This is a genomic window from Nocardia sp. N2S4-5 (assembly GCF_044628355.1).
In the GTDB taxonomy this organism is placed as follows: Bacteria; Actinomycetota; Actinomycetes; order Mycobacteriales; family Mycobacteriaceae; genus Nocardia; species Nocardia wallacei_B.
The window spans coordinates 4,057,287-4,069,611 of sequence record NZ_JBIUPM010000001.1 but is presented as its reverse complement, the minus strand read 5'-3'; the positions used below and the strand labels follow the sequence as shown (position 1 = coordinate 4,069,611).

Annotated in this window: 8 protein-coding genes and 1 tRNA gene; 6 read left to right on the top strand and 3 right to left on the bottom strand. The window is 63.4% G+C overall.

Going from position 1 to position 12,325, the window contains the following annotated elements:
* The first annotated feature begins 52 nt into the window (after positions 1–52).
* Both ACFMRZ_RS18480 and ACFMRZ_RS18475 read left to right on the top strand, forming a co-directional pair.
* Positions 53–1,318, top strand: a complete 1,266-nt coding sequence (locus ACFMRZ_RS18480; RefSeq protein ID WP_400177628.1) for an IS256 family transposase — start codon at positions 53–55, stop codon at positions 1,316–1,318.
* Between the two features lie 319 nt (positions 1,319–1,637).
* On the top strand, positions 1,638–3,335 hold the full coding sequence (locus ACFMRZ_RS18475; protein WP_400180124.1) for a zinc ribbon domain-containing protein: 1,698 nt from the start codon (positions 1,638–1,640) through the stop codon (positions 3,333–3,335).
* A gap of 1,900 nt (positions 3,336–5,235) precedes the next feature.
* Here the strand turns inward: ACFMRZ_RS18475 and ACFMRZ_RS18470 are convergent.
* Positions 5,236–5,311: transfer RNA gene (locus ACFMRZ_RS18470), tRNA-Arg, on the bottom strand.
* Positions 5,312–5,456: 145 nt separating this feature from the next.
* A complete protein-coding gene (locus ACFMRZ_RS18465; RefSeq protein ID WP_400180123.1) occupies positions 5,457–6,926 on the bottom strand; it encodes a flavin-containing monooxygenase in 1,470 nt (489 codons plus the stop codon).
* A gap of 483 nt (positions 6,927–7,409) precedes the next feature.
* Between ACFMRZ_RS18465 and ACFMRZ_RS18460 the strand changes: the two genes are divergently transcribed.
* The 4 genes from ACFMRZ_RS18460 to ACFMRZ_RS18445 all read left to right on the top strand — a co-directional run bounded on the left by ACFMRZ_RS18460 (position 7,410) and on the right by ACFMRZ_RS18445 (position 11,854).
* Positions 7,410–9,044: a long-chain fatty acid--CoA ligase gene (locus ACFMRZ_RS18460; protein ID WP_400180122.1), complete on the top strand. Its 1,635-nt coding sequence runs from the start codon at positions 7,410–7,412 to the stop codon at positions 9,042–9,044.
* Positions 9,045–9,130: 86 nt separating this feature from the next.
* Complete coding sequence (locus ACFMRZ_RS18455; RefSeq protein WP_280271455.1) at positions 9,131–9,601, top strand: PaaI family thioesterase; 471 nt, start codon at positions 9,131–9,133, stop codon at positions 9,599–9,601.
* 146 nt (positions 9,602–9,747) lie between these two features.
* Complete coding sequence (locus ACFMRZ_RS18450) at positions 9,748–11,364, top strand: acyl-CoA synthetase (RefSeq protein WP_400180121.1); 1,617 nt, start codon at positions 9,748–9,750, stop codon at positions 11,362–11,364.
* A 112-nt stretch (positions 11,365–11,476) separates the two neighbouring features.
* The gene (locus ACFMRZ_RS18445) at positions 11,477–11,854 is read left to right on the top strand and encodes a DUF2255 family protein (RefSeq protein ID WP_280271457.1); all 378 of its coding nucleotides are present in this window, start codon (positions 11,477–11,479) and stop codon (positions 11,852–11,854) included.
* Positions 11,855–11,919: 65 nt separating this feature from the next.
* On the opposite strand, the gene ACFMRZ_RS18440 is transcribed toward ACFMRZ_RS18445, so the two are convergent.
* Positions 11,920–12,312 (bottom strand): SCO5389 family protein, encoded by a 393-nt coding sequence (locus ACFMRZ_RS18440; RefSeq protein ID WP_280369612.1) that lies wholly within the window; start codon positions 12,310–12,312, stop codon positions 11,920–11,922.
* Positions 12,313–12,325 lie beyond the last annotated feature (13 nt).

Below are 12,325 nucleotides of genomic sequence, written 5' to 3'. Positions count from 1 at the left end.
TGATCTCGGTCCGATCGGCCGGACCTGATGGTTCGGCAGGAAGGACCGACTGATGTCGGAGACACTGGCTGCCGTGGCGAAAGACGCGGTGGACACCAAGAAGCTGGCCGAGCAGCTGCTCGCGCAGGCCAAGGAACAGGGTATCGACCTGGTCGGGCCGGGCGGGCTGCTCAACCAGCTGACCAAGACCGTGCTCGAAACCGCGTTGGAGGCAGAGATGACCGAGCATGTCGGCTATGAGAAACACGACCCGTCCGGCCGTGGAACGGGCAACTCCCGCAACGGAACCCGAACGAAAACCGTGATCACCGAGATCGGCCCGGTCGGCATCGACGTGCCGCGCGACACCAATTCCTCGTTCGAACCCAAGATCGTCAAAAAGCGGCAGCGGCGCCTGTCTGGGGTCGACGAGATCGTGTTGTCGCTGACCGCGAAAGGCCTGACCACGGGCGAGGTTTCGGCGCATCTCGCCGAGATCTATGGGGCTTCGGTGTCGAAGGACACGATCTCGACGATCACCGAGAAGGTGGTCGCGGAGATGACCGATTGGTGCAACCGGCCCCTCGACGCCGTCTATCCGGTCTTGTTCATCGATGCCATCCACGTGAAGATCCGCGATGGTCAGGTGGCCAATCGACCGGTCTATGTGGTCATCGGTGTCACCACCGCCGGGGAACGTGACATTCTGGGGTTGTGGGCCGGCGATGGCGGTGAGGGAGCCAAGTTCTGGCTGCAGGTGTTGACCGAGCTGAAGAATCGTGGCGTGGCCGATGTCTGCATCGCGGTCTGCGACGGACTCAAAGGACTGCCCGAGGCGATCAACACCGTCTGGGCGCAGACGATCGTGCAGACCTGCGTTATCCATCTGCTGCGCAACAGTTTCCGTTATGCGGGCCGTCAGCATTGGGCCGAGATGAGCCGCGATCTCAACCCGGTCTACACCGCTGCGACCGAGGCTGCGGCTCGCGAACGGTTCGGCGAGTTCGCGGCGAAATGGGGCGAGCGTTACCCCGCGATCGTCAAACTCTGGGACAACGCCTGGCCCGAGTTCGTGCCGTTCCTCGACTACGACGTCGAGATCCGGCGAATCATCTGCTCCACCAACGCGATCGAGTCCCTGAACGCTCGCTACCGGCGCGCGATCCGCGCCCGTGGCCACTTCCCCAGCGAGCAGGCCGCGTTGAAATGCCTGTATCTGGTGACCCGTTCCCTGGACCCGACCGGGAAGGGTCGGGCACGATGGGCGATGCGGTGGAAACCAGCATTGAACGCCTTCGCCATCACCTTCGAAGGCCGGATCCACCCGACCGGGAACTAACCCACACCGAGGTCGGATCCGCCGTTAAACCGACAGTCCCGTATGGCCACGTTGAACACGTGGGAGGGCGGCGAGGGTCGCAGATGTAGCGATCTGGCAAAACGCCTACTGCCGCGTGTTGGGTGATGTGGGAGAGCGAACCGTATAGGGAACTGAGTACTTCCGAGGTATTCCGTTCACGTTCGCGCGTTTCTCGGCAGCCAATCTGTCCATGTCGGTAGTTGCACGCTGCTGTGCCGGGCGGGCGTGGAGCCTGTCGCCGTCCTGCCCATGTGAGGGTTTGACAGGCACCGGTCAGTGCCGGGGGTAATCTTGCCTCGTGCCTGGAAACCTTCAAAACGCGGAACTCGAAGCTTTGTATACCCTTCGGGCTGAGGACCTTACAGAAGAGGAACTGGAACGGCTCACCGCTGCTTTTCCCGGTGATGAGTCGATCCTTCGGAGGCTCATGGGTCCAGGGCCAAAGTTGTTGAACGGCCCTCGCGGGTCGGGTAAGTCTAATTACCTCAAGCGAGCTTACTATAGATTGAAGGCCAAAGATGGAATTATTGTTGCCTACATCAATTATTCGCAGCATCTCGCGCTTGAGCCATTAATGCTCCGCTCAGAGCGAGCTCTTGAGCATTTCAGGCAATGGTTGATTTACAAAATTATTGTTGGGTTGGCTGAGTCGTTGGCGGAAGATTGCCCAGAGGATCTTCGGCGATTGTCATCAATTGGTAGCAAGTTCATTAACGAGTTGCAAACGTCAGTCGGCAATAACCCGGTAAACGTACCGCCATCCATCGCGCCCACAGAGCTTTTGCGTATGATCGAAGACTGGTGCTCGCAGTTGAACTGTACCCGCGCGATTCTCCTGATGGACGACGCTGCGCATGCATTCATGCAGCAGCAGCAGCGTGAGTTTTTCGAAGTTTTCAGAGCTCTGCGGTCACGTACTGTTGCCTGCAAGGCGGCCATTTACCCGGGAGTGACCTCATATAGTCCGTTTTTCAACGTAGGCCATGAGGCGGAAGAAATTGAGGTCTGGATTAGGCCTGACTCGGCAGACTATCTGAGGTCTATGCGCCAAATCTTCGAAGCGCGTTTCCCTCACACCCTCCAAGGTGCTGTGCGGCGAGAGCTCGTTGATATGGCCGCACACGCATCGTTCGGACTGCCGAGAAATTTTCTGAATATCCTTTCTGATTCTTTGGGTGATGCCGACGATGAAACATTGAACAGTAAAATTACGGCCCCAACGTTGCGGCAGGTGCGAGACGCTATCAATGTAAATGCTGAACGAGTGCGATCACTCTTCGAGGAGGTCTCTCGAAAGCTACCTCGGTATGAGAACTTCGTTTCTGTGGGATTGGAGGTCCAGTCCGCGATGATCTCTGAGATCCGGGTAACGAATCGTAATAGGTCCGAGCATAAGGCAAAGTATATTGGCGTTGCAGTAGCTCAGCCATGGGATACTGATCTAAATCAGGTATTCTCCCTAATGGAGTACGCTGGTGTGGTCCGCAGGATTGGCCCTTCTTCGCGGGGAAGCGATCGTTACGAGAAGGTTCAACTGCACACATCACTGTTGATATCAGAGAACGCGCTCGGTCTTCCTAGAACACCCTCGGCGGATAATTATAACACTGCACTTGCGCGACAGAGCGCGGATGACTTCGTCAGGCGGCAATCCAAAGGGATTTTTTCTCAGTCCCAAAGAGAACGTTGTCGTCTAAACCTTTCGCCTTGTCCTAAATGTCAAAGCCCAAGAATTAGCGAAGATGCAGTTTTCTGCTTCCGATGTGGTACTGCCCTCACGGAGCAATCAGTATATCTCGAATTGCTCGCATCCAGCATTGAGAGGCTCCGACTACCTCCCCTGAAATTGGAGCGTATCCTAACCCTGACAAATCTTCGGACAGTCCAAGACGTTATCTTGGACGACGCGGGTACGCAACTTAGGTCGGTTCCTAGCATTGGCAAGGCGTGGTCAGCGCGCATCAAAGCCAGCGCCGACGAGTTTGTGACTCTCTGATGCCGCACTCTCTGCCTCAAATTTGCATGGCTTCCGCCTCCAACGTGGGTCCCGGTACACTTACTAGGTTAGCTAGCAGCGCCATTAGTGCCAATAGGCCCGACACGGCTGGCTTGTCGGCATTGGATAACGCCTTTTCCTCGTTGCTTGTTGTCACGCAACTCACCGTGCAAGCGGCCAGCGTCTGGCAACCGCAGCACGGCCTGATTCTCTGCTCGTCGGCTGTGGCAGTTGCAGAGGACTATTTTCGGTCAATTCTTACCGATGTTGTTGGAATCTGTCAGATTTGTGCCAATCGAGTGGGAATTCTTGAGACGCGTATGGAGTACGTCTTTTCTGGTTCTGTGGAAGATGCGGTGCGGGGGCTATTGGACCGAGAGAGTTTTTCCAGTAGAGATACGATCAAAGAGTGGGCCAAGAAAATTGGAGGCATGGAGCTTTCCGGGAACCGATCATTGAGCGTTGCGCTGGACGAATTCGAACGGGTCTGTCATGTTCGCCATTGTGCTATGCACGCTGGCGGGTATGTTTCTACCCGAAATTCGAGGTCACTTGGTGTCCCGACTGGCAGTTGGATTTCCTTCAGTTCTCCGACGGCCATCCATGAGATAATTTCGGTTGTCGCAGCCACATTGAGATCTTTCAATCAATCTCTATTCGAGGTGCTGCTGGGGCGTTGGATTGATGAGGGAAAGCTTTCGGGTACATGGGGCGACGACCGTAGCGAATTTTCAGACCTATGGAATGCGTTTCGCTCTAAGACGGACATTGACAGCAGTAGGTTCTCGGGTGGGCCGGCCCTGAAATCTACGGCCTACCTGGCATATCGCTCAGTCCTTCCGGCCATTACTGGCCGTGCCAGGAACAGAACGACTTCTTCGTAGCAGCGATCTCATTCAACGGTGGCGAAGCTCAAGTGGGTTAGGGTTGGTTCGCCCGAACCAAATTTTAGCCGGAGGCCTGGGCATGTATTTCTCGTTACCTCCACTTCATCGCAGAGCCGCAGGTCATCGGTCTGCAGCTCTGTGGCATTTCTAGCGATGTAAGACTCGACGAGCGCCAGACCCCACCACCACGGTCCCCAGTTGCGTAGCTAACCGGCGTCGGTGTCGCGCGGTTGAGCTGTATCTAATGCGCTTCCGGTTCTAGTCCTCCCCGTCCGACGATCAGGTCGGACACAGTGGAATACAAAACCGACAAAGTCGACAACCGCCCGGGCCGATGTCGGGAACTAGGATCCGGGGACCGACTAGGCCAAACCGCTAGGAGGCTGATCGCTGGCTTCAGCTTGATAGCCCTGGTCGAGGGTGGTCGCTGGCGTGTTTGTGGGGTTCTTGTCTGATTGCGGGGTGAGGCGGTCTCCTTCGTCGCCGTTGACAGTGCGGATTTCGAACGGCACGCCAGAGTGTGTCCTGCGTGGGCGGGGCAGGATCTGGTCGAGAATCTCGCGAATGAAAGCAACCAATGAGGGTGATCCCGTCTGCACGGTGGTGCACAAGTCGGACGTGCCGGGGTTCCCGGCCTCAAATCCGTGAGGGGGTGTGCTGCGGCGCCGACACGCCAGCCGGTTCGGATGATGGTCAGCTCGTGGCCCCTGGCGAGCCGGGTGTGGTGGTTGGCGGGCTTACCGTGTCTTACGAGGTCCAGTATGTCGGTGGCGCGGAAGGTGAGCACCTCGCTGCGGTACAGGCGAAAGCGATTGCTGCCCTGTAGAAGTGGTAGGCGAGCTCCGAGGTTAGCGGGTCCAAAATTTCGGCGAGTTGCGGGTCTGGTTGCCCTTGTTTTGTGTGTCTTTTGGGGGATTCGTACCGGGGCAACCGTTTGACCTGGACGTTTCGGGATCCCGGAGAGGGGTGAGTGTCCGTTGGGCCCGCTGAACTGCGCAAACGTACGTGCAGGTTGGTGCCCCCGGCAGGATTCGAACCTGCGACACCCGCTTTAGGAGAGCGGTGCTCTATCCCCTGAGCTACGAGGGCTGGTCGGACTGTGGTGTGGTCCGGCTTGGGCGGAGTCTACCGGGTGGGGGTGGGATCGGGGCATTGTGGGAGTCCGGCGTGGGGTGGCGCGGGCGGACTTCCGCTGGGAGTGCGGTCTTGGTGGGGTTGTGGGTGCCGGGGCTGGTCAGGGAGTGGTCGCCACCCGGTCCTCATACTCCTCTGGGACGAAGCGGCGGGTTTTCCAGCGGTAGAGGACTGTGGCGCCGGGCCAGTTGTTGGTGATGCGGCCGGAGGCGTTGCGGTACCAGCTGGAGCAGAAGTTCCAGGGGGTGTCTTCGAGGCGGGTTTGGAGCCAGTTGTCCCAGGCTTGTTCGGCGGTGGCGCGGGCGGAGACGAAGTGGCCGGGGTGGGCGGTGAGGTAGCGGGTGGCCTGGCGGATGTAGCGGGCCTGGGATTCGAGCATGTAGATGATGGAGCCGGAGCCGACGTTGGTGTTGGGGCCGTACATCATGAACAGGTTGGGGAAGCCGGGGACCGAGATGCCGAGGTAGGCGCGGGCGCCCTCGGGGGACCATTCGTCGGAGAGTTTGCGGCCGCCGAGGCCGTAGATGTTCATGGGGGCCAGGAATTCGGTGCCCTTGAAGCCGGTGCCGTAGATGATGACGTCGACCTCGTGGTCGACGCCGTCGGTGGTGCGGATGCCGGTGGGGGTGATGGCCTCGATGCCGGTGGTCTCGACGGTGACGTTGGGTTGTGCGAGCGCTGGGAAGTATTCGTTGGAGAACAGGCCGCGCTTGCAGCCGGGGGCGTAGTCGGGGGTGAGTTTCTCGCGCAGGACGGGGTCCGAAATCTGTTTAGCGCGATGGCGATCGGCGAGGGCGACGACCGGCTTCTTCATCGCGGGGATGTCGGTGAGGGCCAGGGCCAGGACCTCGAACAGGCCCCAGATGGCGAAGCGTTCCGCGAGGCGGCTCGGCGGGAAGTACTTGAACAGCGCGTGATGCCTTGCGCTGTACTCGGTGTCGAACTTCGGCAGCACCCAGGCGGCCGAACGCTGGAACAGGGTCAGGTGGCCGGCCTTGGGCTGGATGCGCGGAATGTACTGGATGGCACTGGCTCCCGTGCCGATGCAGGCCACCCGTTTGCCGGTGAGGTCGACGCTGTGGTCCCATTCGGCGGAGTGGAACGCGGGGCCGGTGAAGGTGTCGATGCCGGGGATGTTCGGCATGGCCGGGCGCGACAGCTGGCCCACCGCGGGCACCAGGATGTCGGTGGTCAGGGTGGCGCCGTCGGTGGTGCGGACGTGCCAGACGCCTTGGCGCTCATCGAATTCCGCGTCGGTCACCTCGGTGCCGAACCGGATCTTCGCCGGTACGCCGTGCTCGACGGCGACCTTGCGCATGTAGGCGTGGATGTCTGCCTGCTCCGAAAAGCGCCGTGGCCAATCGGATTTCGGTGCGTACGACCACGAGTACAGCGGCGACGGGACGTCGCAGGCCGCGCCCGGATAGGTGTTCTCCCGCCACACGCCGCCGAGGTCGTCGGCCTTCTCCAGGATGGTGAAGTTGTCGATGCCGGCGCGCTGTAGTTCCAGCGCCATGCCGAGGCCGGCGAATCCGGCGCCGATGATGAGGATGGACGGCGTGCGAGTCATACCATGAGATTAAGTGTCCCCAGGGCGGGGGACGAAGAGATCTGCGGACATCAAATCCATATTTCCGGCCACGCTGTTTCGGGATTTCCCGCAGGTCGAGGCCTTATCGACGCCTGCGGTGACCTGCGGACCGACGCGTGCGTTCCGGACTTCCATACCTCGACTGGACAGGTGCCCATCTCGGTCCCTACTATTTCTTACTAGGGAATTGCTTCAAAAAGCCTGTCCCGGTGCGGGTTTGGCGCTTCGACGGTGCCGCAGGGGGCGACGTCGAGAGCCGGGCTCGGTCCGGGGCGGTCTGCCGGTCGGTTGCTCTGCGCCGGGTGAACCGATCGGCAGCGGCGGCTGCGGGTGGCGAGTGTGGGGTTCGCCGTGTGCAGCCGCCATTTCTTTCCTGTAGGCGACGTAGTTACCGGTGAGTTCGAATTCGGCTATCCTCGCGGCAGATGTGACCTCGTTCACTGGTGAGGAGTGGCGTTTCAGATGTTGAGCACTATGCAGGACGAGCAGTTGTCGCTGGCGACCTTGCTGCGCTATGCGACGACTTTCCACGGCAACGCGACGGTGTCCACGTGGACCGGTGACGGGGTGCGTACCACGACCTTCCGCGAACTCGGGGTGCAGTGCGCGCAGCTGGCGAACGCGCTGCGCGGCCTGGGTATCGGCGAGGGCGACCGGGTCGGCACCTTCATGTGGAACAACACCGAGCACATGGCCGCCTACGCCACGGTGCCGGCGATGGGCGCGGTGCTGCACGCGCTCAACATCCGGCTGTTCCCGGAGCAGCTGGTGTATGTCGCGAACCATGCCGAGGATCAGGTCGTCATCGTCGACGGCTCGCTGGTGCCGATGTTCGCTCAATACTTGCCGCAGCTGCGGACGGTCCGGCACGTGATCGTCGCCAACGGCGACGCCGCGAGCCTGACCGCGCCGGACGGCGTGCAGGTGCACTCCTACACCGAACTGCTTGCCGCGCAACCGGATACCTTCGACTACCCGGTGATCGACGAACGCTCGGCGGCCGGAATGTGCTACACCTCCGGCACCACCGGCGACCCGAAGGGCGTGGTGTACTCGCACCGCTCCAACTGGCTGCACGCCATGCAGGTGGTCTCGCCGAACAGCATGGGCTTCACCGCCGACGACACGGTGCTGACGATCGTGCCGCTGTTCCATGCCAACTCGTGGGGCATCCCGTACGCCGCCATGATGACGGGCACCAGCCTGCTGATGCCCGACCGCTTCCTGCAGCCCGGCCCGCTGCTGCAGATGATGGCGGCCGAGCGGCCGAGCTTCGCCGCCGCCGTCCCGACCATCTGGGGCGGCGTGCTCGCCGGGCTGGAGGCGCAGCCGCAGGACATCTCGCACCTGCGCACCTGCGTGGTCGGCGGCTCCGCGGTGCCGCCCGCCATGATGCGGGCCTTCCAGGAGAAGCACGGCGTGCGGCTGCTGCACGCGTGGGGGATGACCGAGACCTCGCCGCTGGGCAGCGTCGCGCATCCGCCCGCCGGTGTGGTGGGCGAGGCGGAGTGGGACTACCGCTACACCCAGGGCCGGTTCCCGGCCGCGGTGCGGGCCCGGCTGGTCGGCGACGACGGCTCGGTGCAGCCCAACGACGGAGAAGCGCTGGGAGAGTTGGAGGTTCGCGGCCCGTGGATCACCGCCTCCTACTATTCGCCCGAGGGCGCGGTGGTCGATCCGGACAAGTTCCACGACGGCTGGCTGCGCACCGGCGACGTCGGCAAGATCAGTCCCGACGGCTTCCTCACGCTGGTCGACCGCTCCAAGGATGTGATCAAGTCCGGCGGCGAGTGGATCTCGTCGGTGGACCTGGAGAACGCGATCATGGGGCATCCGGCCGTGGCGGAGGCCTCGGTGATCGGCATCCCCGACGAGAAGTGGGAGGAACGGCCGCTGGTGGCGGTCGTGTTCAAGGAGGGCGCCGCCGCCGAGCCCGCCGAACTGCGCGATTTCCTCGCCGACAAGTTCGCCAAGTGGCAGCTGCCCGAGTACTGGACCGTGATCGACGAGGTGCCCAAGACGAGCGTCGGCAAGTTCGACAAGAAGCGGCTGCGGGCGCGGTTCGCCGACGGTGAGCTGGAGGTCACGACGCTGTAGGGGAGTGCTGTTGGCGGTCTGTCAACAGTATGTCGTACGCTGCGTGCACCGGTTGCCGACCGGTGCACGCAGCGAAGGGATAGCTCATGGCCGAGACGAGCAGCGACGCTCCGGCGTTCGCCGACATGGTGAACGGGGCGCTGGAGTTCACGATTCCGATCGCGCACAAGATGGGTGTGCGGGCGCTCGAGGTGCGGCCCGGGTTCGCCGCGACCACGGTGCCGATCGAGGGTAACGGCAACCACTTCGGGGTCATGTACGCCGGTGTGCTGTTCACCGTCGCCGAAATCCTGGGCGGCGCGATCCCGATCGCCACCTTCGATACCGCGAAGTACTTCCCGCTGGTCAAGGATCTGCAGATCTTCTTCCGCAAGCCCGCCAAGACCGATGTGCGCGCGCAGGCCGAGCTGTCCGACGAGGAGATCGCCCGGATCGTCGCCGCCGCGGAGGCCCACGGGAAGGCCGACTTCACGCTGAAGGCGACCGTCACCGACGCCGACGGCGTGGTGGTCGCGGAGACCGAGGGGCTGTATCAGCTTCGTGCGCACGGGAAGTAGGTGCCGGGCCGAAGGAGTGGGCGCGTCCACGGGAGTCGCGATAACCTGGGGGCTCTCGCCGTAGGCGGGTGGACGAGGAGGTCCGGCATGGTTGCTGTGCGTGCGTGCGCCGCGGGAGATGACTACCGCGGCAAGGGGGTTGGCGCATGACGGTGAACCTGTTGAAGACACTGGGCGTCCGGTTGTGGACCGAACTGGAATATCTGTGGCTGTGCGTGGGCAGCGGCGTGGTCGGCCTCGAGTCGCCGATGCCGCTGCTGGCGGCGGGCACCGAACTGCTGCGGCACGGCGGTTTGCCTGCGCTGCTGCGCCTTTCGGCGGGCCGTTACGGTGAGCGCACCGCGGTCATCGATGAACTGGGCGCGCTGAGCTACCGGGAACTCGACGACCGCTCGAACCGCTTGGCCAACGAGTGGCGCAAGCGCGGCCTGCGTTCCGGTGAGGGCGTGGCGATCCTGGCCCGCAATCACCGCGGACTGCTGGACGCGATGTTCGCCGCCGCCAAGTGCGGCGCCCGAATCATCCTGTTGAACACCGACTTCGCGGGTCCGCAGCTGCGCGACGTGACCGCGCGCGAGGGCGCCGATCTGCTGGTCTACGACGAGGAGTACGAACCGATCCTCGGCGATCTCAGCCCGCGCCGCGGCGCGTATCGGGCCTGGACCGACACCAGCCACCCGAGCAGCCTGGAGGCCCTGATCGCCGCGGGTTCCGCCGCGTCGCCCCCGATCACCGGCCCGGGCTCCAAGATCATCCTGCTGACCAGCGGGACGACCGGCACGCCGAAGGGCGCGGCCCGCTCGGAGCCGCGTTCGCTGGAGCCGCTGGGCGCGATCCTGAGCCGGGTGCCGTTCCGCACCCGCGAGGTGACCGAATGCCCGGCGCCGCTGTTCCACACGCTCGGTTTCGCGATGTCGTTGCTGGCCATCGGATTCGGCTCCACCCTGGTGATCCGGCGCCGCTTCGATCCGCAGCAGGTGATCGACAGCATGTCCCGGCACCGCGCGACCGCCCTGATCGCGGTGCCGGTGATGCTGGCCCGCATCGCCGACCTCGGTCCCCGGGCGCTGGCCGGCCGCGACCTGTCTCGGCTGCGCATCGTCTTCGTGGCGGGATCGCAGCTCGGCGCCGACCTGTGCCGGCGGATCACGGCGCTGCTCGGCCCGGTGGTCTACAACCTGTACGGCTCCACCGAGGTCGCGTACGCCACCATCGCCACCCCCGCCGACCTCGCCGAGGAACCCGGCTGCGTGGGTCGGCCCGTGCTCGGCGCGGTGGTGCGGGTCCTCGACGACCGGGGCTTTGAAGTGCCGCCCGGCGTCACCGGCCGCATCTTCGTCACCAACGCCTTGCAGTTCGAGGGCTACACCGGCGGCGGCGACAAGGAACGCGTCCGCGGGCTGATGTCCTCCGGCGACCTCGGTCACTTCGACTCCGCCGGAAGGCTTTTCATCGACGGCCGGGACGACGACATGATCGTCTCCGGCGGCGAGAACGTCTTTCCGGCCGAGGTGGAGGAATTGCTCAACGCGCACAGGGGAATTCGGGAGGCGGCGGTGATCGGCGTGGCCGACGACCGGTTCGGCGCGCGCCTGAAGGCATTCGTCGTGCGCGACGACGACACGCTTACCGCCGACGATGTCAAGTCCCACGTGAAGGCGCACCTGGCGCGCTACAAGGTGCCCCGGGAGGTCGTCTTCCTGGGAGAACTGCCGCGCAACCCGACCGGCAAGGTCCTCAAGCGGATGCTGCAGGAACTCTGATCCGAGCCTGCCGGACCGCTTGGTACGAAATGTCCGTGTCGCAGCCGGGACCCGGGGTCGCGAGAGGGAAAAATGCTCTCCAGCGCACCAGCGGGACCCGGAAGGAGACGCGATGGCGAAGTGGACGGCCGCCGAGCTGACCAGGATCGCAGAGACGGAGGAACTGCAACTGGCGGCGGCGGGCCGGGACGGCACGCTGCGGATGCCGGTGACGATCTGGGTGGTGCGGCACGGTCGCGAGCTGTACGTGCGCTCGGTGAACGGGGCGGACTCGGCCTGGTTCCGGACCGCGCGCGACAGCGGCCACGGCCGGATCCGGGCCGGCAGCATCGACCAGGACGTCGACTTCGCCGACGCCGATCACGCGCTGGACGACGATATCGACGGCGAGTACGCGACGAAGTATCAGCGGTACGCGGCCAGCATCATCGCCGAGATCACCAGTGCCAAGGCACGATCCACCACCTTGCGGTTACTGCCGCGCGAATGACGGTCTCCGACAAGCGGAATCGGCGCGGGCGAAAGGGGTTCGCCCGCGCCGTTCGCCGTACGGGATCAGCAGTTACGCAGTTCCGGGCTCTGGTTGAGCAGCTGTGCCCGGGTGGAGATGAACCGCGTGTAGGTCTCGCCACCGACCTCCGACAGCGGGAACGCCGCCACCCGGTGGCAATTCTGGAACGCGATCTTCACGCCGAAGTGCCGCTCCAGGCCGCCGCGGATCGAGTCGGACGCCATGGCGCGCAGCAGCTGGCCGCGGGCCGCCTCGTCCGGCGGGGCTACCCGGTTGTCGGCGTATTCGGCTGTGCCGGAACGCAGGTCGGCTGCCACTCGGCTGACCACCTCGTAGGCGTAGGGCAGCGAATTACGGACACACTCGACGAACTCGTCGTCGGAGACCTCGCCGCGTTCGGCACGCTCGAGTAGTGCGGTTGGGACGTCCAGTGACATAGCGCTCTCCTCG

Bases quoted from the DNA above. Each gene is read 5' to 3' on its own strand.
- ACFMRZ_RS18480 (WP_400177628.1), top strand. From the start codon at position 53: ATGTCGGAGACACTGGCTGCCGTGGCGAAAGACGCGGTGGACACCAAG.
- ACFMRZ_RS18465 (WP_400180123.1), bottom strand. From the start codon at position 6,926: ATGACTCGCACGCCGTCCATCCTCATCATCGGCGCCGGATTCGCCGGC.
- ACFMRZ_RS18460 (WP_400180122.1), top strand. From the start codon at position 7,410: ATGTTGAGCACTATGCAGGACGAGCAGTTGTCGCTGGCGACCTTGCTG.
- ACFMRZ_RS18455 (WP_280271455.1), top strand. From the start codon at position 9,131: ATGGCCGAGACGAGCAGCGACGCTCCGGCGTTCGCCGACATGGTGAAC.
- ACFMRZ_RS18450 (WP_400180121.1), top strand. From the start codon at position 9,748: ATGACGGTGAACCTGTTGAAGACACTGGGCGTCCGGTTGTGGACCGAA.
- ACFMRZ_RS18445 (WP_280271457.1), top strand. From the start codon at position 11,477: ATGGCGAAGTGGACGGCCGCCGAGCTGACCAGGATCGCAGAGACGGAG.
- ACFMRZ_RS18440 (WP_280369612.1), bottom strand. From the start codon at position 12,312: ATGTCACTGGACGTCCCAACCGCACTACTCGAGCGTGCCGAACGCGGC.